21 protein-coding genes and 2 tRNA genes are annotated in these 26,569 nt (G+C 67.3%); 10 read left to right on the top strand and 13 right to left on the bottom strand.

All coding sequences use genetic code 11. The features are described from left to right. Window positions 1–386: 386 nt before the first annotated feature. Window positions 387–2,060, bottom strand: coding sequence for a thiol reductant ABC exporter subunit CydC (gene cydC, locus C1930_RS13035; protein ID WP_108771925.1), 1,674 nt, complete (start codon window positions 2,058–2,060; stop codon window positions 387–389). Beyond that, entirely contained in the window at window positions 2,057–3,802 is a 1,746-nt protein-coding gene (cydD, locus tag C1930_RS13040) for a thiol reductant ABC exporter subunit CydD (RefSeq protein ID WP_108772597.1), read from the bottom strand. The genes cydC and cydD overlap by 4 nt, the downstream gene beginning before the upstream one ends. A 227-nt stretch (window positions 3,803–4,029) precedes the next feature. Between cydD and C1930_RS13045 the strand changes: the two genes are divergently transcribed. The 10 genes from C1930_RS13045 to pgaD all read left to right on the top strand — a co-directional run bounded on the left by C1930_RS13045 (window position 4,030) and on the right by pgaD (window position 14,774). Then, window positions 4,030–5,619, top strand: a complete 1,590-nt coding sequence (locus tag C1930_RS13045) for a cytochrome ubiquinol oxidase subunit I (RefSeq protein WP_108771926.1) — start codon at window positions 4,030–4,032, stop codon at window positions 5,617–5,619. A 15-nt stretch (window positions 5,620–5,634) separates the two neighbouring features. Further along, complete coding sequence (gene cydB / locus C1930_RS13050; protein ID WP_108762455.1) at window positions 5,635–6,789, top strand: cytochrome d ubiquinol oxidase subunit II; 1,155 nt, start codon at window positions 5,635–5,637, stop codon at window positions 6,787–6,789. A gap of 94 nt (window positions 6,790–6,883) precedes the next feature. Continuing rightward, window positions 6,884–7,000 (top strand): cytochrome bd-I oxidase subunit CydX, encoded by a 117-nt coding sequence (gene cydX, locus C1930_RS13055; protein WP_108750119.1) that lies wholly within the window; start codon window positions 6,884–6,886, stop codon window positions 6,998–7,000. Between the two features lie 55 nt (window positions 7,001–7,055). Next, window positions 7,056–7,132: transfer RNA gene (locus C1930_RS13060), tRNA-Pro, on the top strand. A 140-nt stretch (window positions 7,133–7,272) separates the two neighbouring features. Next, window positions 7,273–7,349: transfer RNA gene (locus C1930_RS13065), tRNA-Pro, on the top strand. Window positions 7,350–7,548: 199 nt separating this feature from the next. Next, window positions 7,549–8,754: an MFS transporter gene (locus C1930_RS13070; protein WP_108771927.1), complete on the top strand. Its 1,206-nt coding sequence runs from the start codon at window positions 7,549–7,551 to the stop codon at window positions 8,752–8,754. 337 nt (window positions 8,755–9,091) lie between these two features. Continuing rightward, window positions 9,092–11,131 (top strand): poly-beta-1,6 N-acetyl-D-glucosamine export porin PgaA, encoded by a 2,040-nt coding sequence (gene pgaA, locus C1930_RS13075; protein WP_108772598.1) that lies wholly within the window; start codon window positions 9,092–9,094, stop codon window positions 11,129–11,131. Window positions 11,132–11,141: 10 nt separating this feature from the next. Next, window positions 11,142–13,031 (top strand): poly-beta-1,6-N-acetyl-D-glucosamine N-deacetylase PgaB, encoded by a 1,890-nt coding sequence (pgaB, locus tag C1930_RS13080; protein ID WP_108771928.1) that lies wholly within the window; start codon window positions 11,142–11,144, stop codon window positions 13,029–13,031. 1 nt (window position 13,032) lies between these two features. Continuing rightward, the gene (gene pgaC, locus C1930_RS13085; protein WP_108750122.1) at window positions 13,033–14,286 is read left to right on the top strand and encodes a poly-beta-1,6-N-acetyl-D-glucosamine synthase; all 1,254 of its coding nucleotides are present in this window, start codon (window positions 13,033–13,035) and stop codon (window positions 14,284–14,286) included. Then, on the top strand, window positions 14,283–14,774 hold the full coding sequence (pgaD, locus tag C1930_RS13090; RefSeq protein WP_108756667.1) for a poly-beta-1,6-N-acetyl-D-glucosamine biosynthesis protein PgaD: 492 nt from the start codon (window positions 14,283–14,285) through the stop codon (window positions 14,772–14,774). Before pgaC ends, pgaD begins: the two co-directional genes overlap by 4 nt. A 1,041-nt stretch (window positions 14,775–15,815) precedes the next feature. On the opposite strand, the gene C1930_RS13095 is transcribed toward pgaD, so the two are convergent. The 11 genes from C1930_RS13095 to C1930_RS13145 all read right to left on the bottom strand — a co-directional run bounded on the left by C1930_RS13095 (window position 15,816) and on the right by C1930_RS13145 (window position 26,562). After that, window positions 15,816–17,084: a glutamate-5-semialdehyde dehydrogenase gene (locus C1930_RS13095; RefSeq protein ID WP_108771929.1), complete on the bottom strand. Its 1,269-nt coding sequence runs from the start codon at window positions 17,082–17,084 to the stop codon at window positions 15,816–15,818. Then, complete coding sequence (proB, locus tag C1930_RS13100; RefSeq protein WP_108771930.1) at window positions 17,081–18,238, bottom strand: glutamate 5-kinase; 1,158 nt, start codon at window positions 18,236–18,238, stop codon at window positions 17,081–17,083. The genes C1930_RS13095 and proB overlap by 4 nt, the downstream gene beginning before the upstream one ends. Before the next feature lie 10 nt (window positions 18,239–18,248). After that, window positions 18,249–18,509 (bottom strand): YciI family protein, encoded by a 261-nt coding sequence (locus tag C1930_RS13105; protein WP_108756670.1) that lies wholly within the window; start codon window positions 18,507–18,509, stop codon window positions 18,249–18,251. Next, window positions 18,506–18,865: a cupin domain-containing protein gene (locus C1930_RS13110; protein WP_108756671.1), complete on the bottom strand. Its 360-nt coding sequence runs from the start codon at window positions 18,863–18,865 to the stop codon at window positions 18,506–18,508. The genes C1930_RS13105 and C1930_RS13110 overlap by 4 nt, the downstream gene beginning before the upstream one ends. Next, window positions 18,865–20,160 carry an argininosuccinate lyase gene (gene argH, locus C1930_RS13115; RefSeq protein ID WP_108756672.1) on the bottom strand — a complete coding sequence of 432 codons (1,296 nt, stop codon included), beginning with the start codon at window positions 20,158–20,160 and terminating at the stop codon, window positions 18,865–18,867. Before argH ends, C1930_RS13110 begins: the two co-directional genes overlap by 1 nt. 22 nt (window positions 20,161–20,182) lie before the next feature. Beyond that, window positions 20,183–21,136 (bottom strand): N-acetyl-gamma-glutamyl-phosphate reductase, encoded by a 954-nt coding sequence (argC, locus tag C1930_RS13120; RefSeq protein ID WP_108771931.1) that lies wholly within the window; start codon window positions 21,134–21,136, stop codon window positions 20,183–20,185. Then, window positions 21,133–21,735 carry a GNAT family protein gene (locus C1930_RS13125; protein WP_108771932.1) on the bottom strand — a complete coding sequence of 201 codons (603 nt, stop codon included), beginning with the start codon at window positions 21,733–21,735 and terminating at the stop codon, window positions 21,133–21,135. The genes argC and C1930_RS13125 overlap by 4 nt, the downstream gene beginning before the upstream one ends. Before the next feature lie 3 nt (window positions 21,736–21,738). Next, window positions 21,739–23,067: an acetylglutamate kinase gene (locus C1930_RS13130; protein WP_108756675.1), complete on the bottom strand. Its 1,329-nt coding sequence runs from the start codon at window positions 23,065–23,067 to the stop codon at window positions 21,739–21,741. A gap of 24 nt (window positions 23,068–23,091) precedes the next feature. Beyond that, window positions 23,092–24,180: an acetylornithine deacetylase gene (locus C1930_RS13135; RefSeq protein ID WP_108750131.1), complete on the bottom strand. Its 1,089-nt coding sequence runs from the start codon at window positions 24,178–24,180 to the stop codon at window positions 23,092–23,094. A gap of 110 nt (window positions 24,181–24,290) precedes the next feature. After that, on the bottom strand, window positions 24,291–25,487 hold the full coding sequence (locus tag C1930_RS13140; RefSeq protein WP_014037860.1) for an argininosuccinate synthase: 1,197 nt from the start codon (window positions 25,485–25,487) through the stop codon (window positions 24,291–24,293). A 64-nt stretch (window positions 25,488–25,551) separates the two neighbouring features. After that, entirely contained in the window at window positions 25,552–26,562 is a 1,011-nt protein-coding gene (locus C1930_RS13145; protein WP_108750133.1) for an N-acetylornithine carbamoyltransferase, read from the bottom strand. Window positions 26,563–26,569 lie beyond the last annotated feature (7 nt).

Consider the following 26,569-nt stretch of genomic DNA (forward strand, 5'->3'; position numbering starts at 1 on the left):
ACCAGGCGGCGCGACACCAGTAGATCCACGCCATGCGTGGATGTGCCGGCCGGCACGCCATCACGCAAACGGCCGCCGGGCATGGCTCAGCGCTACCAGGCGGCACGACACCCGTAGATCCACGCAATGCGTGGATGTGCCGGTCGGCACGCCATCACGCAAACGGCCGCCGGGCATGGCCCGGCGCTACCAGGCGGCGCGACACCGGTAGATCCACGCCATGCGTGGATGTGCCGGTCGGCACGCCATCACGCAAACGGCCGCCGGGCATGGCCCAGCGCTACCAAGCGGCCCGAAACCGGTAGATCCACGCCATGCGTGGATGTGCCGGTCGGCACGCCATCACGCAAACGGCCGCCGGGCATGGCCCGGCGCTACCACCGCGATTACGTTTCGCGCACCACTACGCCATCGCGCAGACGGTACTGCGCATCCACCACGCCGTCCGGCAGGTCGTCGTGGGTGATCATCAGCAAGCTGCGGCCGTCCAGCAGCGCCGGCAGGTCGCGCAGCAACGCGTGCGCGGTATCCACGTCCAGCCCTTCGGTAGGTTCGTCCAGCACCAGGATGGGCGCATTGCGCAGCAGCGCGCGCGCCAGCGCAAGGCGACGTGCCTGCCCGGCCGACATCGTCGCGCCGTTCTCGCCCACCCAGGCGTCCAGGCCGCCGTTGCGCTCGGCCCACTCGCCCAGCCGCACCCGGCGCAGCACGGCCCACAGCGTGGCATCGCTGGCATCCGGGTCGCCCAGACGCAGGTTGTCGGCCACGCTGCCGGCAAAGACCGGCGCGTTCTGCGGCAGCCAGGCCAGTTGCCGGTGCCAATCGGCCTGGGCGAACGTGCGCAGGTCCTGGCCGCCATAGCTCAAGCGCCCCTGCTGCGGGTCCCACAAGCGCAGCAGCAGGCTGGACAGGGTGGTCTTGCCGCAACCGCTGTCACCACGGATCGCGATGCGTTCACCCGGGGCCAAGCGCAGCTGCAGCCCGCACAGCACCGGCCGCGCCGCGCCCGGCCACTGGAAATGCACGTCTTCCCACTGCACCGCCGATGCCTGCGGCACCGGCTGCGGCGAGTGCGGCTCGTCCACGGCGGCGGGTTGTTCGACGATGGCCTGCAGGCGATCGGCCGCAATACGGCCAGACTGCAGCGATTGCCAGGCCAGGCCCATGCCGGCCCACAGCTCGATCAGCGCCACGGTCAGGAACACCAGGCCTGCGGCCATTTCCGCAGCAATACGCTGCTGTTCGGCCGCGTGCAGGGCCAGCGCCAACATGCTGACCAGGCCCAGCCCGGCCACCGCGCCGTGCAGGGTGGACGCTGCAATCAGGCGCCAGCGCCGGCGCCGATCGCGCGCCGCCAGTTGCTTGGCTGCAACGCGCACCTTCAACTGCCACGCGGTAGCCGCATGCAGGGCCGCCAGGTCACCCGCCCCTTCCAGCCCTTCGAACGCGGCAGTGCGCAACGCGGCGCGATGCGCAGCGCGGTCGGCTTCTTCGGCATCGCGCCCGCGCACGCCCAGCCACGGCACGCCGAAGCCGATCAGCAGCGCCAGCACGGCCAGCAGCACGGCCGCCGCGGGCAGGATCAGCGCTGCCGATGCAATGGCCACCAGTGACAGCGCAGCGAGCGCGAACAGCGGCCCGAGCGCGCGCACCAGCAGTCCATCGACCTCGCCGATGTCACCCAGCAGGCGTGCCAGCAGTTCACCGGTACGGGTGGCCCCCAGCCGCGCCGGTGCCAGCGGCAGCGCGCGGCGGAAGAACCACACGCGCAGGTCGCGGGCGATGCGCAGGGTGGCATCGTGGCCCACCAGTTTTTCGAAATAGCGCGAGACGATGCGGGCCATGGTCAGCCCGCGGATGCCGGCCGACGGCGAGAAGAAATTGAAGCCCTGCGCCAAGCCTGCGGCACCGGCCAGCGCCGCGGCGGTCAGGAAGCCACCGGACAGCCCCAGCAACGCGGTGCCGGCCAGCATCGTGATCCACAGCAGCAGCACGGTCAGCAGCAGCCGCGGACGGTGGCGCATGAATACCGCGCGCAGCGAATCGGGCGAGCGGCTCATGCGTGCACCGCCTGCGCCGGGTCCACCAGGCGGCCTTCAGGCAGCAGCAGGCAGCGATCGGCCCAGGCGATCACCGCCGGGCTGTGGGTGGCCACCACCACGGCGCGGCCACGCGCATAGGCGGCCAGGCTGCGCAGCAGTGCGGCCTCGGTGTCGGCATCCAGGAACGCAGTGGGCTCGTCCAGCAGCAGCACCTGCGGATCGCGCAGCAGCAACCGCGCCAGGCCGATGCGCCGTGCTTCGCCACCGGACAAGCCGAAGCCGCGCTCACCGATCATCGTATCCAGGCCCTGCGGCAGGCGCTGGGCGAACTGCAGCACCTGTGCCGCCTCGGCCACCGCGCGCAACCGTGCATCGCTGGCACCGGGATCGGCCAGGCGCAGGTTATCGGCAATCGACCCATGGAACAGGTACGGGCGCTGGCTGGCGTAGGCCACCTGCACGCCGGGCCGCACCAGCACGCGGCCTTCGCGCGGCGGCAGCCAGCCCGCCAGTGCCTCCAGCAGCGTGCTCTTGCCCGAACCACTGGGGCCAACCAGGGCCAGGCGCTGGCCGGGTTCCAGGCGTACATCCAGCCCACTCAGCACATCCTGCGGCGCGCCCAGCGGGCGCAGCACCAGGCCCTGCGCCTGCAGCGGCGGCAACGCGGCCTCGGCCGGTTCGGGCGCGCGCGTGGCCATGCCTTCGTCCGGCAACGCCGTTTCTTCCGGCAATGCGTGCAGCAGGCGTTCTACTTCGGCCGCAGCGGCCAACGCGTTGGCGCGGTCGTGGTAATGGGCGGCCAGCCGCCGCAGCGGCGCATAGAACTCCGGTGCCAGCAGCAGGCAGAACAGCCCCGCACCCAGAGTGGGCACGCTGGCATGCAATGACATCAGGCCCAGGTAGCTCAGGCCCAGGTAGAGCGCCACCATCGCCACGCTGACCGAGGCGAAGAATTCCAGCACGGTGGACGACAGAAAGGCGATGCGCAGCACTTTCATCGTGCGCACCCGCACCCCTTCGGCGGCCGCTTCCACACCGGCCAGTTCGGCATCGCCACGGCCGTACAGGCGCAGCAGGCCCAGGCCCTTGATGCGATCGGCGAAGTGCCCGCTCATGCGCGCCAGTTCACCCAGCTGCGCGCGACCGGCGGCTTCGGCGCCCCAGCCGACCAGCATCATGAAGAACGGCACCAGCGGCGCGGTGAACAGCAGGATCAGCGCCACCACCCAGTCCACCCAGGCCACCGCCGCCAGGATCAGCAGCGGCACCACCACCACTTCGATGCGTACCGGCAGGAACCCACTGTAATAGTTCTCAATCGCATCGCCGTGATGCAGCATCAATTCACCCAGCTCGCCGGTGCGACGCTGCCGCAGCCACAGCGGGCCCTGCCCCAGCAGGCGTGCGAACACGCGCTCACGCAGGGCCAGGCGCGCGGCGTCGGCCACGTCGCCTGCCGCAGCCTGGCTGGCGCCGCCCAGTGCGGTGCGCAGCAGCAGGATGACCACCAGCCCGGCCAGCACCGGCAGCGCCGACGCCAGCGGCGCACGCTGCACCAGCACGTGCTGCACCAGCCAGGCGATGGCCGCGGCCTGGCCGATCAGCAACGCGCCGGACACGCCCAGGCACAGCCCCGCCAGGCGCTGGCGGCCCCGCGCCGCGCGTGCCAGATCGGCCAGCCAGGCCGTACGGGTACGCCGCTGCAGGGCCGATTCGGCGTGCGGGTCGGTGTCAACAGCGGAAGATTCGGCAGCGCTCAAGGGGGTCACGGGCAACAGGGCATGGCCGGCATTGTAGGCACACACAGGCACCCTCCCCTGCGGCCAGCGGTCGCAGTCTTCATCCGGTTTGGCATACGATCCCTGTGCAGAGCCATTCATACATTGATCTGGATCAAGGCTGTTTGAAGTAGTCGGTCACATCATCCACCCCGTAGACCACCCTTCCCGCCACCTGCAACGGCACTATCCAACGAGGTAGCCAGGCCATGATTGATCAGACAGTCGTAGAACTGTCGCGGCTGCAATTCGCTTTGACCGCGATGTACCACTTCCTATTCGTACCGCTCACCCTTGGCCTGTCTTTCATGGTGGCCATCATGGAAAGCGTATACGTGATGACCCGCAAGCAGGTCTGGCGCCAGATGACCCTGTTCTGGGGCGCCCTGTTCGGCATCAACTTCGCCATCGGCGTGGCCACCGGCCTGGTGATGGAATTCCAGTTCGGCATGAACTGGTCGTACTACAGCCACTACGTGGGCGATATCTTCGGTGCGCCGCTGGCCATCGAAGGCCTGATGGCGTTCTTCCTGGAAGCCACCTTCATCGGCCTGTTCTTCTTCGGCTGGAAGCGGCTGAGCCCGGTCAAGCACCTGACGGTGACCTGGCTGATGGCGCTGGGCACCAATCTGTCGGCCGTGTGGATCCTGATCGCCAACGGCTGGATGCAGAACCCGACCGGCGCGGTGTTCAACCCGGAAACGATGCGCATGGAAGTGGTGGATTTCGCCGCCGTGCTGCTGAACCCGGTGGCCCAGGCCAAGTTCGTGCACACCGTCAGCGCCGGCTACGTGACCGGTGCGATCTTCGTGATGTCGATCAGCGCCCTGTACCTGCTGCGCAACAAGCACCGCGACATGGCCCGCCGCTCGTTCGCGGTGGCCGCTGCTTTCGGCCTGCTGTCGTCGCTGTCGGTGGTGGTGCTGGGTGACGAAAGTGGTTACGCCGCCAGCGAACACCAGAAGATGAAGCTGGCCGCCATTGAAGCAATGTGGGAAACCGAGCGTGCGCCGGCCGACTTCACCGCCTTCGGCATTCCCAACCAGACCACCCAGCAGAACGACTATGCGATCAAGATCCCGTACCTGATGGGCCTGATCGCCACCCGTTCCACCAACCAGCCGATCCCGGGCATCCTGGAACTGGTGGAGCGCGCCGAACACCGCATCCGCGGCGGCCAGCTGGCCTACGGTGCGCTGGAACGCATCCGTGCCAACAAGGACGATGTGGAAGCGCGCGAGATGTTCGACCGCCACTGGCAGGACCTGGGCCACGGCCTGCTGCTGAAGCGTTACCGCGAGGACATCCTCAACGCCACGCCGGAAGAAATCTCCAAGGCGGCGCTGGATACCGTGCCGCGCGTGGCACCGTTGTTCTGGACCTTCCGCGTGATGGCCGGCCTGGGCTTCTACCTGATCGCCTTCTTCGCCCTGGCGTTCTACTTCTCCTGCCGCAACAACTTCCAGGACAAGCGCTGGTTCCTGAAGCTGGCGGTGTGGTCGCTGCCGGTGCCGTGGATTGCGATCGAGTGCGGCTGGTTCGTGGCCGAATACGGTCGCCAGCCGTGGGCGGTGGATGGCGTGCTGCCCACGTTCTATGCCGCGTCGGGCCTGGCCCTGCATGAAATCCTGACCACGCTGGCCATCTTCACCGCGCTGTACACGGTGCTGCTGGTGATCGAGGTGAAGCTGATGCTGAAGGCGATCCGCAAGGGCCCGGAAGATATCCTGCCGACGCTGCAGGCCGATATCCGCCCCGCATCCCCCAATGCCGCAATGCCGGCCCCCGGCCAGGTCTGAGGCAGGAGAACGCACATGGAATTTCTTGGATTGGATTACACCACGCTGCGCGTGATCTGGTGGTTGCTGCTGGGCATCCTGCTGATCGGCTGGGCGGTGATGGATGGCTTCGACCTGGGCGTGGGCACCCTGCTGCCCTTCGTGGCCAAGACCGATGAAGAGCGCCGTCTGGTGATCAACACCGTCGGCCCGGTGTGGGAAGGCAACCAGGTGTGGCTGGTGCTGGGTGGCGGCGCGATCTTCGCCGCGTGGCCGCCGCTGTATGCGGTCAGCTTCTCCGGCTTCTACCTGGCGGTGTTTGCCATGCTGTTCGGGCTGATCCTGCGCCCGGTCGGCTTCAAGTACCGCAGCAAGCTGCCCAGCAAGCGCTGGCGCGACAACTGGGACCGGGTGCTGTTCGTCGGTGGCCTGCTGCCGGGCCTGATCGCCGGTGTGGCGGTGGGCAACGTGCTGCTGGGCGTGCCGTTCCACTTCGATGACAGCATGCGCATCTTCTACACCGGCTCGTTCTTCGGCCTGCTGACCCCGTTCGCCTTGGTGGCAGGTCTGGTGAGCGTGGCGATGCTGGTGTCGCACGGCGCAGCCATGCTGGTGATCAAGACCGATGGCCCGGTGGCCGATCGTGCCGCCCGCTACGGCAGCGTGGCGGCGATCATCAGCTTCGTGCTGTTCGCCGCAGCCGGTGCCTGGGTGGCCTTCGGCCTGCCCGGCTACCAGATCACCTCGCAGGTGGTGACCGACGGCCCGACCAACCCGCTGCTGAAGACCGCTGCCATCGGCACGGCCGCCGGTGGCTGGCTGCGCAACTACAGCAGCATGCCGCTCACGATCGTGTTCCCGGTGCTGGGCCTGCTGGGTGCACTGGCCAGCGCGGCGCTGTTGCGGGCCCGTCGTGGCGGCCTGGCGTTCATCGCCTCGGGCGCGTCGATTGCCGGCATCATCCTCACCGTCGGCTTTGCCATCTTCCCGTTCCTGCTGCCGTCTTCCAGCCAGCCCGGTTCCAGCCTGACCGTCTGGGACAGCTCGTCCAGCCACCTGACGCTGGGCATCATGCTGGTGGCCACGGCGATCTTCCTGCCGATCATCCTGGCCTACACCACCTGGGTGTACCGCGTGCTGAAGGGCAAGACGACCACCGAAGAGATGGACGAGAACCCGAACGCGTATTGATTTGAAGGTGTGCCGACCAACGGTCGGCACCCACCCACAAGCAAGGTGTGCCGACCCACGGTCGGCACCTACCCCGACAAGAGGAGAAACGAACATGTGGTATTTCGCCTGGATTCTCGGCACCGGCCTGGCCTCCACCGTGGCCATCCTCAACGGCATGTGGTTCGAATCGCGCGAGCAGAACCGGCTCGAACAGGAAAACCGTCGCTGAGTTGTAAAAAAACCTTGCCGCCTTGGCCTTCACACGGTATCTTAGGCGGCTCCTTCGGGGTGTAGCTCAGTCTGGTAGAGCGCTACGTTCGGGACGTAGAGGTCGCAGGTTCGAATCCTGTCTCCCCGACCACTTTTGTGGTCGCATTGAAGCCTGGTGAAGTTGTCCAGGCTTTTTTGTTCCCTGAAGTGACACTGCCCTGGCAGTGTGAAGGAAACGGCTTTCACCCCTTGCCGCCGTCGGGGTGAACAGCTAGAATAGGCGGCTCCCTTCGGGGTGTAGCTCAGTCTGGTAGAGCGCTACGTTCGGGACGTAGAGGTCGCAGGTTCGAATCCTGTCTCCCCGACCACTTCGGTGGTCAGCAAGAAGCCTGGAAGACGACAGTCCTCCGGGTTTTTTTGTATCTGAAATCGGCGCCCCGCCCGCGTGGCGGCCGCAATGCCGCGGCCACGTACAATGGCCCCCTGCTCCCACCTGTCGCACCGGCCTGGTCTGGTGCCGCCGCTACACGCCCATGATCCCGCGTGCGCCACCTGCAAGGATTCCGCATGACGAACGCCCCCCACGACTCGCCCTCACTGCTGCACGGGCGGCTGCTCGCCTTCGCCGCCATCCTGCTGGCGGCCGTGAACCTGCGCACCGCTGTCACCTCCATCACCCCGCTGCTGGACGTGCTGGGCCAGCACTTCGGCTTCGGCACCACCATGACCGGCGTGCTGGGCATGCTGCCGACCGCCTCGTTCGCCCTGTTCGGCGTGGCCACCCCGGCCCTGGCCCGGCGCCTGGGGCTGGAACGCACCACCCTGCTGGCCATGACCCTGGCCATGGCCGGCCTGCTGCTGCGCTCCAGCGCCGGCGGTGTCGGCACCCTGCTGCTGGGCTCGGTGATGGCCCTGGCCGGCATGGGCATCGGCAACGTAGTGGTACCGCCGCTGGTGAAGCGCTACTTCGCCAACAAGGTGGGCACCATGAGCACGCTGTACATCAGCATGCTGCAGCTGGGCACCATGCTGCCGGCGCTGCTGGCGGTGCCGGTCGCGCAGGCGGCCGGCTGGCGCGTGTCGCTGGGCATGTGGGCGCTGCTGGCCCTGGCCGCCGCCCTGCCGTGGCTGATGCTGGCCCGCCGCGCGCCGCACGCGCAGCTGGCGGCCAACGATCCCAGCGCCCAGCCGCATGGCAAGGTCTGGCGCACGTCGCTGGGCTGGAGCATGTCGCTGATGTTCGGCATGACCTCGCTGATGACCTATTCGATGTTCACCTGGCTGCCGCGCATCGTGGTGGAAGCCGGCGCCACGCCGGCCTTCGGCGGGGTGATGGTGGCCGTATTCTCGGCGCTGGGGCTGCTGCCGTCGCTGGTCATCCCGTCGCTGGCGGTGCGCCTGCAGAACCCGTTTCCGCTGGTGCTGATCGGCTTCTTCTCGTTCGTGATCGCCTTTGCCGGCCTGCTGCTGGCGCCGATGAAGGCGCCCCTGCTGTGGGGCGCCCTGCTGGGCGTGGGCCCGTCCACCTTCCCGCTGGCACTGACCCTGATCAACCTGCGCACGCGCACCGCCACCGGCTCGGCGGCGCTGTCCGGCTTCATGCAGGGCGTGGGCTACAGCTTCAGCTGCCTGGGGCCGTTCCTGGTCGGCTGGCTGCACACGGTCAGCAACGGCTGGGGCCTGCCGTTCGGCTTCCTGTTCGGTTGTGCCACGGTGATGCTGTGCGCGTCCTGGGTGGCGTGCAAGCCGCGCCGCCTGGAAGATCTGTGGTGATCCGATCCACCTTCCCCCGCGCGTCTACACACCGCTTCGGCGCGAACTGACGTAGCGTGTCCAAAGCTGACGCGGGGCGCGTCCAGGCCCATTGGCCGGGGCGCGCCCACCGTGCCTGCGCACCGCGCCGCTGCGGCGGCCGGTTCAACGTTATTTCGCAGTCCAAGCCTTTGGCGGAAGGGGCGGTGCGATGGAAATGGCCTGTATCCGGTGGCGGTTGCGTGTAGAGGGAACAGCGAGGCTCTGGCCTCCTTGGGGCGTGTCGGCTAAAGTTGGCATGTGATGTGCGTCACAATTTTTGCACATCGTCTAAGAATGGATGCTGAAGGGGGAATTCATGGTTGTTCACCGACCGCTGGCGCTCTGCGTCGGCCTGGCCTGCGCCGCTCTGGCGTCCGGGGCCCACGCGGCGCCGCCGCCCACCCAGGCCACCCGTGCCGATCGGCTGGCTGAAATCAGCCATTACCGTGACCAGGCCCACTGGGTTGATGCGCTGGCCGCCATCGAGCGCGCGCAGCAGGTCGAACCCAACGATGACCTGCTGTACAAGCTGCAGGTGCTCACCCTGGGCGACATCGGCAATGCGCACCGCGCCTGGCGCCTGTACCAGGCACGGCCGCAGTTGTTCGATGCCGACCAGAAGGCCCGGCTGGAAGCGAACTACGTGGCCAAGCTGGTGAACTGGAGCCTGGCCTACGGCCAGACCGAAGATTCGCGCCTGGACGAGGCCGAGGATGCGCTGGCGGAAATGGAACGCTACGTGCAGCGCGACGGCACGCCGCTGGCGCAGGCCCCCCTGCGCATCCGCATGGACCGGCTGATCCTGCTCAATCGCCTGTCACGGCACGCACAGGTGCGCGATGAAGCGCGCGCCCTGCAGGCCGAAGGCCATGCCCTGCCCGACTATGTGCTGCCGGCAGTGGGCGATTCGATGATGGCCACCCAGCGCCCCGACGAAGCCATTCCGCTGCTGGAAGCGGCGGTGAAGAACGATCCGTCGCGCTTCCAGTCGCGCTCGGAACTGGCCTACGCCTACCTGGAAACCGAGCAGGCGGAAAAGGCCATTGGCTACCTGCAGGCGTGGCAGAAGGACGAACCGGCCTGGCGCTGGGGCGGCGGCAAGAGCCCGTACGCCAACTGGGCGCGCTACGAGGCCGACGTGAACCTGGCGATGATCCGCGCCTACAGCGGCGACCTGCCCACCGCGCAGCGCGAACTGGAGGCCCTGGTGGACGTCGGCCCGGGCAATGGCGGCCTGCAGACTGCACTGGGCAGCGTGTACCAGATGCGCGGCTGGCCGCGGCGTTCGCTGGAACGCCACCAGATGGCCTACACGCTGGACCCGCGCGACGTCTCGCCGCGCCTGGGCATGCACGAAGCCTACGTGCAGCTGCAGCGCGACGATCTGGCGCGGCCGCTGCACGACGATCTGCTGGAACGCTACCCCAACCAGCCCTCGGTGCTGCGCATGGACCGCGACTGGCGCGCCCACCGCGGCTGGCAGCTGCAGGCCACCGTTGAGGGCGGCCGCAGCTCGGGCGGCGGCGGCACCTCGCCGCTGGGCAACGACGACCTGCATTACGGCATGGAAGTGGCCACGCCCATCCTGGACGACCGCTGGCGGCTGTTCGCCTTCGCCGACCGCCGTTCGGTCACCTTCCAGGACCAGAAGATCAACCCGCTGTGGATGGGTGCCGGCGTGCGCTACCGCTTCGGCCGCGCCGACGCCGAAGCCGCCGTGCTCCGTCCCAACGACAGCATCGGCGACACCGGCCTGCGCGGTGGTTTCGGCTGGCAGTTCAACGACCAGTGGCATGCCGGCGTCACCGCCGCGCGCAACGATCCGGAAGCCTCGATGCAGGCCCGCGTCTCGGGCATCACCGCCGACAGCGTGGCCGTGGCCGTGGACTACACGCGCAACGAGCGCACCCACTGGAGCCTGGGCGGCAGCCAGTTCCGCTACGACGATGGCAACCGCCGCGACACCCTGACCAGCGCCATCGAGCAGCGCCTGCTGACCCGCCCGCGTCTGCTGATCGATGGCCTGGGCAGCGTCTACACCAGCCGTGGCAGCCAGGACGACGCACCGTACTTCAACCCCTCGCGCGACCGCTCGGTTGAGATCGGCCTGCGCATCGACCAGCAGCTGTGGCGCCACTACGAACGTCACTTCCGCCACCGCCTGACGGTGTCGCTGGGCGACTACTGGCAGGAAGGCTATGGCAGTGCACTGATTCCCAGCGTGGCCTACCGCCACGAATGGCAGTTCAGCCAGGGGCGCATCCTGGAATACGGGGTGAGCTGGTCGCGGCCGGTCTACGACGGCCAACGTGAACGTCATATCGGCTTCGATGCCGCGCTGCGCTGGGGAGAGTGAGATGGAACGGATGCTTCGCTACCTGATGACCACCGTGCTGCTGGGCCTGCTGGCCCTGGCACTGCCGGCCGGCGCCCAGCAGCCCACCGAGCTGGATGCCAGCGACAACGGCCTGCTGATCCTGAGCTACCACGACATCCGCGATGACGTGCGCGAAAAGGCCGACGCCGACGCCTACGCGGTCAGCACGCAGAACTTCGCCGCACACCTGGACTGGCTGTCGGCGCATGGCTACCACCCGATCTCGCTGTCGCAGCTGATCAAGGCCTCGCGCGGGGAAGCCACGCTGCCGCCGCGGCCAGTGCTGCTGACCTTCGATGACGGCCTGCGCAGCGTCTACACGCGCGTGTACCCCCTGCTGCGTGCCTACAACTACCCGGCGCTGGTGGCGGTGATCACCGATTACGTGGACATGGCACCGGGCCGCACCATCGACTACGGCTACCGCCCGTTCGGCCATGACGATTTCCTGACCTGGGCACAGCTGCGCGAGATGCAGTCCAGCGGGCTGATCGAACTGGCCAGCCACACCGACAACCTGCACCACGGCGTGCAGTCCAACCCGCAGGGCAACCAGACCCCGGCGGTGATCACCCGTGTGTACGACCCGAAGGCGCAGCGCTACGAAACCGCGCAGGAGTACGAACAGCGCCTGCGCGCCGACCTGGGCCGCAGCGTGCAGCTGATCAGGAAAGAGCTGGGGGTGACGCCGAAGGCGATCGTCTGGCCGTACGCCGCCTACAACCAGCTGAGCAACGATATTGCCGAGCAGCTGGGCATGCCGGTGTCGTTCGACCTGGAAGGCCGCAGCACGCCGGTGACCCGCGACCTGCACGGCCTGGCGCGCCTGCTGGTGACCAACAACCCGAACACGGCCTCGCTGGCCTTTGAACTGCGCCGCAATGTCGGCCTGGACGGCACCCGCGCGCTGCAGATCGACATGGATGCGGTGTACGACGCCAACCCCGCGCAGCAGGCGCGCAACCTGGATGCGCTGATCGAGCGCGTAAAGAAGGTCGGCCCGACCCACGTCTACCTGCAGGCCTTCGCCGATCCGGACGGCAACAACACCGCTGATGCGCTGTACTTCCCCAACCGCCACCTGCCGATGCGCGCGGACCTGTTCAACCGCGTGGCCTGGCAGCTGAAGACCCGTGCCGGGGTGAAGGTGTATGCGTGGCTGCCGGTGCTGGGCTACGAACTGCCCGACGCTGCACAGCGCACCGCGCTGGGTATCGCCAGCCCGGAACACGATGGCATGTACCGGTTGGACTTCACCAAGCCGCAGGCGCGGCAGATCATCAAGGACATCTACGAAGACCTGGCCATCAATTCGTACTTCGAAGGCCTGCTGTTCCATGACGATGCCTACGTGCGCGACACCGAACTGGCGCAGCTGCCGCAGGAAGGCCCCGATGGCGGCCGCACACAGGCACTGATCGACTTCACCCTGGAACTGCGTGACAGCGCGCAGCGCTGGCGGCCGAAGCTGGGCACGGTGCGCAACCTGTACGCCCAGCCGGTGCTGGAACCGCAGAGCGCCACCTGGTTCGCCCAGCGTCTGGACCTGTTCAACAAGGCCTACGACCGCACCGCGCTGATGGCCATGCCGTGGATGGAAGGCAGCCGCCACCCCGAGCGCTGGCTGGACCGCCTGGTCACCGCCGTGCGCGCGCACGACCCGGACCTGAAGCACACCATGTTCGAACTGCAGACCGTGGATTGGCGCACGCAGACGCCGATCAGCGGCCAGCGCCTGCGCGCCCAGGTGCGCCGCCTGCAGGCACAGGGTGTACGCCACTTCGCGTGGTACCCGGACGATTTCATTGCCGACAAGCCGTCGACCGTGGACGCGCGCGCCGCGATGTCTGCGCGCAACTTCCCGTACCCGGAGAAGTGACATGGACATGAGCCCCTGGCTGTATGCCCTGTTCCAGTTCGCCTTCTTCTACCCGATGGTGATGGCGTTCTTCTGGATGTCCGGTGGCCTGTACTACTTCTTCCGCCGCGAGCGGAAGTCGCGGCCGCGCAACGATCCGCCACCGATGGCCGAATACCCGTTCGCCACGCTGCTGATTCCCTGCCACAACGAATCGGACAACCTGGACGACACCATCGGCGCGGCGCTGGCCCAGCGCTACCCGGATTTCGAGGTGATCGCCATCAACGATGGCAGCCGCGATGACACCGGCGCGCGCCTGGACGCACTGGCCGCACAGCACCCGCGCCTGCGCGTGGTGCACCTGGACCGCAACCTGGGCAAGGCCAATGCACTGCGCATGGGCGCCCTGGCCGCGCGTTCGGAATACCTGGTGTGCATCGATGGCGATGCGATGCTGGAAGAGTTCGCGATGCACTGGATGGTCTGGCACCTGACCAGCGGCCCACGCGTGGGCGCGGTGACCGGCAACCCGCGCATCCGCAACCGCTCCACCCTGCTGGGTCGCCTGCAGGTGGCCGAGTTCTCCTCGATCATCGGCATGATCAAGCGCGCCCAGCGCGTGTACGGGCGCATCTTCACCGTGTCCGGGGTGATCGCCGCGTTCCGCCGTACCGCCCTGCACCGCATCGGCTACTGGGCCGACGACATGGTGACCGAGGACATCGACATCAGCTGGCGCCTGCAGCTGGACCACTGGGACATCCGTTACGAGCCCAACGCGCTGTGCTTCATCCTGATGCCCGAAACCCTGAAGGGTCTGTGGCGGCAGCGCCTGCGCTGGGCCCAGGGTGGCGTGGAGGTGCTGCTGCGGCATGGCACTTCGCTGTTCAGCTGGCGCAAGCGGCGGATGTGGGGGGTATTGCTGGAGTACATCCTGAGCGTGTTCTGGGCGTACACCATGTTGCTGATCGTGGTGCTGTGGGCGCTGGGCAAGTTCGTTCCGCTGCCGGCTCCGCTGTACATCGATACGCTGCTGCCGCAATGGCACGGCGTGATCCTGGCGCTGGTCTGTCTGCTGCAGTTCGCCAGCAGCCTGATCATCGACCGTCGTTACGAAACACACATTGGACGCAACTACTTCTGGGTCATCTGGTACCCGATGGCGTACTGGTTGATCAGCCTGTTCACCACTCTGGTGGCGTTGCCGAAGACGCTGTTCAAGCGCCGCGGCAAGCGCGCCACCTGGGTCAGCCCTGACCGGGGGATCCGATGAGCACCGTACGTGGCACCACCACCAAGAAACCGTCCAACCGCTTCGATTCGCGGTTGATCCAGAAGCCTCGCCAGCAGCCGCGCCTGCAGCGCACGGCCTGGGGCTTCGTCACCCTGGCCTTCTGGGGCTTCTACTTCTACCTGTGGGCACCACTGGTCACGCTGATCTCGTGGCTGCTGGGCGGGCAGATGGCGTTCGTGCAGTTGTACCAGCACAAGCAGCATCTGGATCCGTTCGTGATGATCGCGCTGCCGATCATCCTGGTGTGCTGCGCGCTGCTGCTGATCGCCTGGGCCGAGTACAACCGCTACCGTTTCGCCGGCAAGGAGCGGCGCGCGCCGCGGGTGGATTCGAGCCGGGCGGAGATCGCCCATTCGCTGGGCGCCAGCGATGCACTGGCCGATCTGCTGGTGAATGCCAAGGCGGTGACGCTGCACATGGATGACAACGCACGCCCGGTCGGCCTGACGCGGCAGCCGCTTTTGTAAGGGGTGTTTTTTTGGCAGGGCTTGCAGCCCTGCACCTGCTTCAAGCAAGAGCAACGTCAACAGCTGGGTATCCGTGGGTGGCGGGGCGGTGTGGGTGGGCAGGACACGCCGCAAGTACGTCCGTGTAGGCTCGTAGGCGCCATCCATGGCGCCTGCGGTCCTGCCCACCCACACCGCCCCACCTCTGACAGATTCTCGCGGCTGCTGGTAGGTGTCGACCTTGGTCGACACATCTGTCAGGTATCGAATGAATCATCCACGCATGGCGTGGATCTACTGACGGATGCCGAAACAATTCCGGGGTCAGAGCCCGTTGCGCAGCAACGGGATCCGACCCCGCTGCCGTTCTGACACAGCACGCCGACGGTAGGTGTCGACCTTGGTCGACACAGTAGATCCACGCCATGCGTGGATGAACTTCCATGAAAATCGAATATTGAATCCAGGGTCGGAGCCCGGTGCGCAGCAACGGGATCCGACCCCTTGCCGTTCCGGCAGCGCTTGCCAACGGTAGGTGTCGACCTTGGTCGACACATCTGTCAGGTATCGAATGAATCATCCACGCATGGCGTGGATCTACTGACGGATGCCGAAACAATTCCGGGGTCAGAGCCCGTTGCCGTTCTGACACAGCACGCCGACGGTAGGTGTCGACCTTGGTCGACACAGTAGATCCACGCCATGCGTGGATGCATTTCCTCGGGGTCAGAGCCCGTTGCGCAGCAACGGGATCCGACCCCGCTGCCGTTCCGACAGATCGCGGGACACTGTCAGAGGCGGGGCGGTGTCGGAATGCGGGGTGTCAGCCGCATGGATGCGGCTGCCAAGCCTACAGGGGTGAGGGCGCTTTGCTTGCGAAGCACTGCTTCGCAAGCGCCCGAACGCACAGCCGCCAGCGGCTGGGCCGGGCCCCGGAGGGGGACTTGCGGCGTCCCCGCATTCCAACACCGCCCCGCCATCCCACGGACATCCCGCTTCTGACGTTGACGTTGACGTTGACGTGCAGCAGGTGCAGGGCCGCAGGCCCTGCCGCAACGCCCCCTACCGGGTCTGCCCTTCGCCGCGCACCACGAACCGTTCCACGGTCAGCGCTTCCAGGCCCATCGGCCCATACGCGTGCAGGCGCGTGGTGGAAATGCCGATCTCACTCCCCAGCCCCAGCTGGCCACCGTCGGAGAAACGCGAGGACGCGTTGACCATTACCACCGCCGAACGCAGCGCGTTGACGAAGCGCTCGGCATTGCCGGCGTCTTCGGTCGCAATCACTTCGGTATGGTCGGAGGTATACGTGCGGATGTGGGCGATTGCCGCATCCAGGTCATCGACCACGCCCACTGCCAGCACCAGATCGAGGAATTCGGCAGCGAAATCCTCGTCGGTAGCGGCCGTGCTGCCCGGAAGCAACGACTGCGCGCGCGCGTCGGCACGCAGCTCCACCCCGCGCTCGCCCAGCGCCTGCGCCGCACGCGGCAGGAATGCCTCGGCCACGTCGCGGTGCACCAGCAGCGTTTCCAGCGAATTGCAGGCCGCCGGGCGGCTGCACTTGCCATCCACCAGCAGCGCAACGGCCTCGTCCAGATCGGCGCTGGCATCCACGAACAGATGGCAGACACCCTTGTAGTGCTTGATGACCGGGACCCGCGCGTGCTCGGCAACGAAGCGGATCAGGCCTTCACCGCCACGCGGAATGGCCAGGTCGATCAGCTCGTGCAGCTGCAGCAGTTCCAGCATGGCCTCGCGGCGCAGATCGGTCAGCACGGTCACCGCCGCCGGCGGCACGCCGTTGGCCTTCAGCGCACCGGCCAGGGCCTGGGCGATGGCAGTGTTGGAATGGATGGCCTCGGAACCACCGCGCAGGATCACCCCGTTGCCGGCCTTCAGGCACAGCGCGGCGGCCTCTGCGGTCACGTTCGGGCGTGCCTCGTAGATCATCGCGATCACGCCCAGCGGCACGCGCACCTTCTGCACGCGGATGCCATTGGGGCGCACATCGTCGCGGGTTACCTGCCCGACCGGATCGGGCAGCGCAGCCACGTCGCGCACCGCTTCGGCCATGCCGAACAACCGCGCCGGGTCCAACGCCAGGCGGTCCAGCATCGCCGTACCCACGCCTTTTTCCCGCGCTGCTGCCAGATCGCGTGCGTTGCCGGCCAGGATCAGGCCAGCGTTCACTTCCAGAGCCTGAGCCATGGACAGCAGCAGCGCACGGCGCGCCGCAGTGTCCAGCCCGGCAACCACCGTGGCCGCATCACGGCAGGCCCGCGCCTGCGCTTCGATTTCACTCATGGGGATGTCCTGCAGTTCGTTCATGGCAGCACCAGATCGTCGCGATGCACGACCGTGCCACCGTAGTTGTAGCCGAGCACGGCCTGGATGTCGCGCGTGTGGCGGCCGGCGATGCGGCGCACATCGTCGGCGGCGTACTGGCTGACCCCGCGCGCCACGCAGACCCGCCCCGCGTCGCTGTTCCAGCACACCTGCACCATGTCACCGCGACGGAACGCGCCGTCGGCGCCGGTAATGCCGCCGGGCAACAGCGAGGCGCCCTTCTCGCGCATGGCCTGCGCAGCACCGGCATCGACCAGGATCGCGCCCTCGGCCAGCGGCGCATGCCGCAGCCAATGCTTGCGCGCCGCTTCACGGCTGCGTGCGGCGTGGATGCGCGTGCCAAACAGCCGATCGCGGGTCAGCGCGCGCACCACGTCACCGCTGCGACCGTTGAACAGATAGGTTTCAATGCCGAGCCGGCCGGCCTTGGCAGCGGCTTCCAGCTTGGTCCGCATGCCACCGGTACCGGCACGCGAGCCGGCACCGCCGGCCATGGCCAGCACGGCATCGCTCAGCTCGGCCACGTCGTGCAGCGGCCGCGCGTCGGCCACCGTGCGCGGGTCGGCGCTGTACAGCCCGTCGATGTCGGTGGCGATGAACAGCGCATCGGCATCGACCAGCGCGGCCACCGTGGCGGCCAGGTTGTCGTTGTCACCGAGCTTGAGTTCGTCCACCGAAACGGTGTCGTTCTCGTTCACCACCGGCAATGCACCCAGCCGCAGCAGCTCGTTCAGCGTTGCGCGCGCATTGAGGTAGCGGCGGCGGTTGCGCAGGTCGTCGTGGGTCAGCAGTACCTGCGCCACCGGCCGCTCGAAGAAGCGCTGCCACAAACCGATCAGCTGCGCCTGGCCCAGTGCGGCCAGCGCCTGGCGGGCGGCCATGGCGGCGCCGGGTTCATCCACGCGCGGCAGGATCGCCCGCCCCGCCGCGACAGCGCCGGAGGAGACGATCACTACTTCGCGGCCGGCCAGCACATGGGCCGACACGAACTGGGCCAGGCCCAGCGCATGGCGCGGCGACAGCCCGCCACCATCGGCGGCCAGCAGACTGCTGCCCACCTTCAGCACCGCACGCCGCCACGGCGGCAGCGCTTGTTCGGGGAACGGCGAGGCGACGTGGGCGGCGGGGTGTGTCATCAGCGGGGTCTCAGCGGGTACGCCATTCGTGCACGGTCAACTGCGAGGCCTGCATCGTCACCAGCGGATCGGTGGCGACGATGGCCTGGGCCTGCGCCAGGCTGTCCACGTTGCACAGCACGTAGGCGCCGCCGCTGCCATCGGTGAAGCCACCGGTCAGCTGCAACTGGCCCTGCTCGCGCAGCGCGTCCAGGAAATCCAGGTGCGGCTGCACCGCGGCCTGGGTGAACGTCGGCAGGCGCAGGGCCATGACCAGGTAGTGGGTGTTCATTGCAGGGGCTCCAGAGGTGCAGGTTCGCGATCACCGTGGCTGTGCGGCGCAGACACCACCAGGAAGCGCACATCGGCGGCCGAGGCGTTGCGCATCTGGTGCGCCGCGCCGGGCGGCACGTGCAGGCCATCGCCGGCCTGCAGGCAGTGCACTACGCCATCCAGCTCCAGTTGCGCCTCGCCTTCCAGCACGCGGAAGAACTGCCGCGAGCGCTGGTGGCGGTGCCGGGCTTCAGCGCTGCCCGGCGGCATGCGCTCTTCGATCACGCTCAGGTCCGGCACGTCCAGCAGGTGCCAGCCATCGCAGCTGCCACCCCAGGTGTAGTGCCGCGCGCTGGCGGTGCTGACCGCGCTCATCAGGCCAGCGCCAGCCAGCGCGCGCGCAGTTCGTCCAGGCGCAGGTCGGCGGCCGAACCGGGCGACACGCGCGCGGCCAGGCTGCCTTCCGGGGTACGCCCCTGCCCTGCACTGTCGGCGCCGGCAGCGGCGGCCTTGTAGGCCTCGCGGAACGGCACGCCGGCCACGGCCGCTTCCACCGCAACGTCGGTGGCATACATGCCCGAATCGATGGCTGCGCGCAGCTTGTCGTCGCGCCACTCCAGGTTGGCCAGCAGCGCCGGCAGCAGTTCCAGCGCGGCCAGGCCGCGACCGAAGCCGTGGAAGATGGCGCCCTTGGACGACTGCAGGTCGCGGTGGTAGCCCGACGGCAGCGACAGCAGCTGCTCGATCTCGGTACGCGCCGCGGCCACGCTGGCGTGGGTGGCGCGCATCAATTCGATCACGTCCGGGTTGCGCTTGTTCGGCATGATCGAACTGCCGGTGGTGTACTGCGCCGGCAGTGCGACGAAACCGAATTCGGCACTGGTGAACAGGGAAAGATCCCAGGCGATGCGACGCAGGTCCAGCGTGGCGCCACCCAGCGCTTCCAGCGCGGCCAGTTCGAACTTGCCACGCGACAGCTGTGCGTAGATCGGCGACACCTGCATGCGCGCAAAGCCCAGCGCAGCGGTGGTGTGTTCGCGGTCCAGCGGCAGGTTCACGCCATAGCCGGCGGCGGTGCCCAGCGGGTTGGCATCCACCAGAGCGTGGGTGTCGCGCGCGCGCACCGCGTTGTCGATGAAGGCTTCGGCCCAACCGGCCCACCACATGCCCGCCGAAGACACCACGGCACGCTGGATGTGGGTGTAGCCGGGAATCGGCAGGTCCTTCTCGGCCTGCGCGCGGTCCAGCGCCACCTTGGCCACTTCGGCGCTCAGATGGGCCACGCGCTGCAGCTTTTCCTTCAGCCACAGGCGGGTGGCCACCAGGATCTGGTCATTGCGGCTGCGCCCGGTGTGGATCTTGCGCCCGGCATCGCCCAGGCGTTCGGTCAGGCGCGCTTCGATGGCCGAATGCCCGTCTTCGTACTGGGTGTCCAGCACGAAACGGCCAGCGCGGAAGTCCTGCGCCAGCAGGTCCAGTTCACGCAGCAGGCCGGCCAGTTCGTCGGCACTGAGGATGCCGATGTGCTGCAGGCCTTCGGCGTGCGCGGCGCTGGCGGCGATATCGTGCAGGAAGAACTCACGGTCGAGGATCACGTCATCGCCGGCGAGGAAGGTCTGGATCTGTGCGTCTACCGCGACGCCCGGCTTCTGCCAAAGAAGGTCTGCCATGGGGGGGCTCCGTAATACGTGTTCAGTGCGGGATCGACGTCAGTTCGTCGATGCCCAGCGCAAGGTTGAGGTTCTGCATGGCCTGGGTGGCCGCACCCTTCAGCAGGTTGTCCAGGGTGGCCACCACCACCACCCGCTTGCCACCGGGTGCCAGGGTGAAACCACCGACCTGGGCGCCGTGGCGGCCGGCAATGCGGCTGACCCACGGTGCTTCGTCCACCACCTCCACCAGCGGTTCGCCGGCGTAGGCCTGCTGGAAACGCGCGACGATCTGCTCGCGGGTCTGCACCTGGTTCAACCACAGGTTCGCGGTCAGGGTGATGCCACGGAAGTGCGGCGCCACGTGCGGCATGAACTCCACGGCCACGCCCAGCTGCACCGACACCTCGCGCTCGTGCACGTGGTTGGTCAGCGCGTACGGCATCAGGTTGTCGGCCAGCAGCTCGACGTTGTTCTTGTCCGACGGCGTGGTGCCGGCGCCGGAGTAGCCGGACACACCGAAGCACTGCGGCGGGCCGGCCAGCAGGTCCAGCAGCGGGTGCACGGCCAGCTGCATCGCGGTGGCGTAGCAGCCCGGGTTGCTGATGTGCTTCTGGCCGCTGTAACGGCTGCGGGTGAGCTCGGGCAGGCCGTAGTACCAGCCGTTGTCGAAGCGGTAATCGGCCGACAGATCGACGATCACCGTGTCAGGCCTGGCGGCGTCCAGCGCGGCCACGAACGGGGCGGCCAGGCCATTGGGCAGGGCCAGGATCACCGCATCCACGCCCTTGGCGGCCACGGCATCGGCATCCAGGCTTTCGTACTGCAGGTCGCCCTGCACTTCCGGATGGTGGTCGGCCAGGCGCTGGCCGGCACGCTCGCGCGAAGACACGAAGGCCAGCTTCAAGCGCGGGTGGGCGGCCACCAGCTTGATCAGCTCGGCGCCGGTATGGCCACGGGCACCGACAATGCCCAGGGTGAAAGTCGAATCGTTCATGCGTGTTGGTCCAGGCGGTGCTGCAGGTGGCGCTTCACGCCCTGCCATTCCGCGTCGATGATGGAAAAGATGACAGTGTCACGCGGCGTGCCGTCGGCATGCCGCTTGTGGTTGCGCAGCACGCCGTCCTGCTTGGCACCCAGGCGGGCGATGGCGGCGCGCGAGGCATGGTTGAACCAGCTGGTTTCCAGCACCACGCTGATGCAGCCCATCACCTCGAAGGCGTGCTGCAGCAACAGCAGCTTGGCCTCGGTGTTCACCCCGGTGCGCTGCACGCGCGGTGCATACCAGGTGTACCCCAGGCTGAGTCTGGGAACGTCCGCTTCCAGCCCATAGAAGCGGGTGCTGCCGACGATGGCGCCGGCCGCATCACGGATCACGAACGGCAGCACCTTGCCTTCGGCCTGTGCATCCAGCGCGGCCTGCACGTAGTGCCCTGCCTGCCGCGGCGCAGGCACCTGGGTGTACCAGAGCTGGTCCAGGCCGCTGCCTTCCAAAGCCGCGGCCAGGCCAGGCACGTGCGCACGCTGCAACGGTTCCAGCAGTACGTGCTGGCCGCGCAGGGTGGGAACGCTGTTCCAGGCATCGGCAGGCATCATGGCTCAGCCCTGCAGGCTCGGCGTGCGCTGGGCGCAGTGGTCGACATAGGTCTTGATGCGGTCGATGCCATCGGCGCCGAACCAGAACACCTTCCACTGGTCCTGCTTGTAGCAGCCATCGGATTCGGCGTAATAGAAGTGGTTGATCGGGTTGCCATGGCGCGAGCGCCAGAACAGCTGCGGGGTTTCGTCCAGCATCACGTTCCACACCGCCCGACCCAGGCCCTCGCCCTGCGCATCGTCCAGCACCGCGAACTTGTCCAGGTACACGCCCTCGGCCTCGTCGGTGAGGATGACCGCGGTGCGGTAGTTCTCGCTCACGTATGCGCGCAGCAGGCGGGTCTTCTGGAAGTAATCGGGCACCAGGGTGCGGCCGAAGCTGGATTCGATCAGCCCCTTCAGCCGCGGCAGGTCCAGCTCGCTCCATTCGGTGGCGCGCAGCACTTTTTCGCCCTTGCGCACCAGCGTGCCCGAACCCTTGTGGGTGAACAGTTCCTTGGCCAGGTCGGCCGGACGGGTGATCGACACCGACGATTCCAGCGGCAGGCGATCCAGCAGGTCCTTGATCTGTTCGATCTTCACCTTCATGCCGCCGTGGATCCACGGCTGCGCGATCAAGTGGTCGTACTCGGTGGACAGGTTGATCGAATCGATCACCGTGCCCTGCTCGTCCAGCAGGCCGCCGGTGCCGGTCAGGAAAATGATCTTGTAGGGCTGCAGTTCCTGCACCAGCTCGTTGGCGGCGAAGTCGGCGTTGACGTTCAGGATTTGCCCACCGGCGGTTTCACCCAGGCTGGTGATGACCGGAATGGAGCCGGCGCGCAGGCTGGCTTCGATCGGCGCCAGGTTCACCTTCTTCACTTCGCCCACCAGACCGTAGGTGTCCAGGTCCAGGTACTCGGCTTCGAACACGCCGCCGGTAATGGACGTGGCACGCGCACCGTTCTGCTGCAGCGCTTCGACCAGGCGCAGGTTGGACTGCTGGAACACCCGGCGCACGATGGCCAGCGCTTCCGGCGAGGTCACGCGCAGGCCGTTGACCGTCTGCTTCTCGATGCCGGCCGCGGACAGTTCCGCATCCAGCTGCGGGCCGGCGCCGTGCAGCACGATCGGGGTCAGGCCCACTTCCTGCAGGAAGGACAGCGAGGAGGTCAGCGCTTCAAGGTCGTCGCGCAGCACGGCACCGCCAACCTTCACCACAGCGAAGCGCTTGGCATCCAGCTGCGAAAAGCGCTTGAGGTACTGGCTGATCTCCTTCGCGCTGGCCATGCTGGAAAGCAGGCGCACGATGGTCTGGCGGGTCTGGCGGTGGGGCTGGAGGGCAGGAGACATTTCGGTTTCGTCGGAAAGGAGGAATCAGGCGCCGGCGGCGATGATGCGGTGCACGGCGTCGGTATAGCGCTGCAGCTGGTCCAGCGTCACGAACTCATCGGCGGTATGCGCCTGGGCGATGTCGCCCGGGCCGAACACCAGCGTGGTGTAGCCACCGGCGGAGAACAGCGAGGCTTCGGTCCAGAAATCCACTGCGTTGCCGATCGGCAGGTCCAGCGCATCGGCCACGTCGCGCGCCAGCAGGCGGCGGTGCTCGGCTTCGGCAATGTCACCGGCCGGCAGGCTGGGGCCACGGAAGGTTTCGGTGAACACGGCCGCTTCCGGCTCGGCGAAACCGGCGAAGGTGGCCAGCAGCGCATCGATGTCCATCGACGGGAGCGGGCGGAAACCGAAGCGCACCTCGGCGGCGGGCGCGATCATGTTGGCCTTGATGCCCCCTTCCACGCGGCCGATGTTGAAGCGCAGGCCGGTCAGGCCGCCGAAGCGCGCCGAGGCCAGCGATTCCACGTGGTCCAGCGCGCGGTTGCCCCAGCGCATGGCCTGGTGCAGCGCGCTGGCGGCGGCATCCTGCTTGCCCGAGGCATGGCCGGCGCGGCCGGCAAACTGCATCAGCACCGAGCTGATGCCACGGTGCGCCAGCACCGCCTCGCTCATGGTCGGTTCGGCCACCAGCACCGCCTCGTAAGGCAGGCCACGGGCCAGGAACGCGGCGATGCAGCGCGGATCGTTGGCTTCTTCGTCACTGGAGAACAGGAACGCCGCATCGCCATCGCTGGCGTTGGCCGCGGCCACCAGTGCCGCCGCCGCGCCCTTGATATCGCACACGCCAAGGCCGACCACGCGGTCGTCCAGGCGGCGCATCACGTGCGGATCGGCAGTCCAGTGCGGCGAATCGGGCACGGTATCCAGGTGCACGTTGAACAGGTACTTCGGCGTACCGCGCACCGCGTACAGGCTGACCGCACCGGCACCGTGGTCGATCACCTCGACGTTGAAGCCGGGCAGATGGTCGCGCAGGTAATCGAAGATGCCGCCGGTGGTGATGGCACGCGGCGGGTTGCGGGTGTCGAAGGACACCAGGGCCTGCAGGTGGTCGAGCGTCTGTTCAAGCATGAATCAACAGTTCCTGTGGAATTCCGCCGGGCATGGCCCGGCGCTACCGAATCGCGTCTGGTGCCGCGCGCCCTTCGCAGTGAAGGGCGCACGTGCGCATCGATCGCGGCTTAGCCGCGGTTGACCTGCGCATACAGGGTCGAGCTCATGCCAAAGAGCTTGATGAAGCCTTCGGCCTCTTCCACGCCCCAGTCGGCCGACTGCGCGTAGGTGGCACCCTTGGTGTTGAGCAGGTGCGGCGACTTCACCGCCACCGCGTCGACGCGGCCGCCACGGGTTTCCAGCACCACTTCGCCGTTCACCTTGGCCTGCGAGGACTTCAGGAACGCTTCGATGTCGGTCTTCAGCGGGTCGTGGTAGAAGCCTTCGTACACCAGCTCCACCCACTTGCGCGCCACGTCCGGCTTGAAGCGGTTCTGCTGCTTGGTCAGCACCGCATCTTCCAGCGCGCGGTGCGCGGCCAGCAGCGAAACCAGGCCCGGTGCTTCGAACACGATGCGGCCCTTCAGGCCGATCACGGTGTCACCGGTGTAGACGCCACGGCCGACCCCATAGGGGGCGAACAGCTTGTTCAGCTGGGCCAGGATCTGGTCGCCCGGCAGGGCCTTGCCGTTCAGTTCAACGGCTTCGCCTTCCACGAACTTCAGGGTGACGGTCAGCGCCTGTTCCGGCCACTCGCTGCGCGGCGAGCACCAGCCGCGGGCGCCTTCGCCCGGTGCTTCCCAACGGTCGATCTCGCCGCCGGACATGGTCACGCCCAGCAGGTTCTCGTTGATGGTGTAGGCCTGCTGCTTGGCGCGCACGCCGAAGCCGCGCTCTTCCAGGTACTTCTGCTCATAGGCGCGGGTCTGGGTGTGTTCCTTCTGGATCTCGCGGATCGGCGCGATGATCTGGTAGTCACCCAGGGCCTTCACGGCCAGGTCGAAGCGGACCTGGTCGTTGCCCATGCCGGTGCAGCCGTGGGCGATGATGTTGGTGCCCAGTTCGGCGGCACGCTTCAGCGCGGCATCTACGATCAGGTAACGGTCGGACACCAGCAGCGGGTACTGGCCCTGGTAGCCTTCGCCGGCCCACACGAACGGCTTGACGAAGCCTTCCCAGATGGCCGGGCCACCGTTGACGGTCACGTGGCTGGTGACGCCCAGTTCGGCGGCGCGCTTTTCGATGAAATCGCGCTCTTCATCATCCACGCCGCCGGTATCGGCGAACACGGTGTGCACGTTGTAGCCGCGCTCCTGCAGGTAGGGCACGCAGAAGCTGGTATCCAGGCCGCCGGAGAAGGCGAGAACGACGTCTTTGTTGCTCATGGGGAGGGTATGTCCTGGTAGCACCGGGCCGTGCCCGGCGGAAATGATTGAATCGGAGAAAAAATCAGCGACCGGCAACCGCGGCCATGATCGCCTTCTGCACGTGCAGGCGGTTCTCGGCTTCGTTGATGGCGATGCACTGCGGCGAATCCATCACGCCGTCGGTGGCCTTCACGTTGCGGCGCAGCGGCAGGCAGTGGCTGAACACACCGTTGTTGGTCAGCGCCATCTTGCGTTCGTCGACGATGAAGTGCTTGTACTGGTCGCGGATCGGCTTTTCCGGCTCCCAGTTGCCGAAGAACGGCAGCGCGCCCCAGCTCTTGGCGTACACTACGTCGGCACCGGCGTAGGCGCTGTCGATGTCATGGCTGATCTTCAGCGAACCGCCGCTCTCGGCCACGTTCTGCTCGGCCCAGCCCATGTAGCGGTCGTCCAGGATGTAATCGGCGGTCGGGCACAGCAGGGTCACGTCCATGCCCATGCGGGTGGCGATGGTCAGCGCCGAATTGGCCACCGCGGTGTTCAGCGGCTTGGGGTGGTAGGTCCAGGTCAGCACGTACTTCTTGCCACGCAGGTCCTGCGTACCGAAGTGTTCCTGCAGGGCCATGATGTGGGCCAGCTCCTGGCACGGGTGGGTGATGGTCTCCATGTTGATGACCGGCACCGGGGAGTACTTGGCGAAGCTGTTGAGGACGATGTCCTGGCGGTCGTAGGCCCAGTCCACGAACTTGGGGAACGCGCGCACGGCGATGATGTCGCAGTAACGGCCCAGCACCTTGGCCACTTCGGCGATGTGCTCTTCGGTATCGCCATCCATCACCGTGCCGAGGTTGAACTCGATCGGCCACGCATCCTTGCCCGGCTGCAGCACCACCGCGTGGGCACCGAGCTGGAAGGCGCCCAGTTCGAAGCTGGTACGGGTGCGCATGGACGGGTTGAAGAACACCAGCGCGATCGACTTGCCCTTGAGCTGGTCGCCGATCTTGTTGCGCTTGAACAGCTCGGCCTGGGTCAGCAGGGCGTCAAGCTCGCTGCGGCTCCAGTCCTGGGTGTTCAGGAAGTGCTTGGGGGACATCATCTTT

It is taken from the genome of Stenotrophomonas sp. SAU14A_NAIMI4_8 (assembly GCF_003086695.1).
Classification (GTDB): Bacteria; Pseudomonadota; Gammaproteobacteria; order Xanthomonadales; family Xanthomonadaceae; genus Stenotrophomonas.

Excerpts from the sequence above, each read along its gene's own strand:
- argC (WP_108771931.1), bottom strand. The coding sequence starts at position 21,136 with ATGAACGATTCGACTTTCACCCTGGGCATTGTCGGTGCCCGTGGCCAT.
- pgaB (WP_108771928.1), top strand. The coding sequence starts at position 11,142 with ATGCTTCGCTACCTGATGACCACCGTGCTGCTGGGCCTGCTGGCCCTG.
- C1930_RS13145 (WP_108750133.1), bottom strand. The coding sequence starts at position 26,562 with ATGTCCCCCAAGCACTTCCTGAACACCCAGGACTGGAGCCGCAGCGAG.
- cydB (WP_108762455.1), top strand. The coding sequence starts at position 5,635 with ATGGAATTTCTTGGATTGGATTACACCACGCTGCGCGTGATCTGGTGG.
- C1930_RS13135 (WP_108750131.1), bottom strand. The coding sequence starts at position 24,180 with ATGCTTGAACAGACGCTCGACCACCTGCAGGCCCTGGTGTCCTTCGAC.
- C1930_RS13140 (WP_014037860.1), bottom strand. The coding sequence starts at position 25,487 with ATGAGCAACAAAGACGTCGTTCTCGCCTTCTCCGGCGGCCTGGATACC.
- C1930_RS13045 (WP_108771926.1), top strand. The coding sequence starts at position 4,030 with ATGATTGATCAGACAGTCGTAGAACTGTCGCGGCTGCAATTCGCTTTG.
- C1930_RS13110 (WP_108756671.1), bottom strand. The coding sequence starts at position 18,865 with ATGAGCGCGGTCAGCACCGCCAGCGCGCGGCACTACACCTGGGGTGGC.
- argH (WP_108756672.1), bottom strand. The coding sequence starts at position 20,160 with ATGGCAGACCTTCTTTGGCAGAAGCCGGGCGTCGCGGTAGACGCACAG.
- cydC (WP_108771925.1), bottom strand. The coding sequence starts at position 2,060 with ATGAGCCGCTCGCCCGATTCGCTGCGCGCGGTATTCATGCGCCACCGT.
- C1930_RS13070 (WP_108771927.1), top strand. The coding sequence starts at position 7,549 with ATGACGAACGCCCCCCACGACTCGCCCTCACTGCTGCACGGGCGGCTG.
- C1930_RS13105 (WP_108756670.1), bottom strand. The coding sequence starts at position 18,509 with ATGAACACCCACTACCTGGTCATGGCCCTGCGCCTGCCGACGTTCACC.
- cydX (WP_108750119.1), top strand. The coding sequence starts at position 6,884 with ATGTGGTATTTCGCCTGGATTCTCGGCACCGGCCTGGCCTCCACCGTG.
- pgaA (WP_108772598.1), top strand. The coding sequence starts at position 9,092 with ATGGTTGTTCACCGACCGCTGGCGCTCTGCGTCGGCCTGGCCTGCGCC.
- C1930_RS13095 (WP_108771929.1), bottom strand. The coding sequence starts at position 17,084 with ATGAACGAACTGCAGGACATCCCCATGAGTGAAATCGAAGCGCAGGCG.
- pgaC (WP_108750122.1), top strand. The coding sequence starts at position 13,033 with ATGGACATGAGCCCCTGGCTGTATGCCCTGTTCCAGTTCGCCTTCTTC.
- pgaD (WP_108756667.1), top strand. The coding sequence starts at position 14,283 with ATGAGCACCGTACGTGGCACCACCACCAAGAAACCGTCCAACCGCTTC.
- proB (WP_108771930.1), bottom strand. The coding sequence starts at position 18,238 with ATGACACACCCCGCCGCCCACGTCGCCTCGCCGTTCCCCGAACAAGCG.
- C1930_RS13125 (WP_108771932.1), bottom strand. The coding sequence starts at position 21,735 with ATGATGCCTGCCGATGCCTGGAACAGCGTTCCCACCCTGCGCGGCCAG.
- C1930_RS13130 (WP_108756675.1), bottom strand. The coding sequence starts at position 23,067 with ATGTCTCCTGCCCTCCAGCCCCACCGCCAGACCCGCCAGACCATCGTG.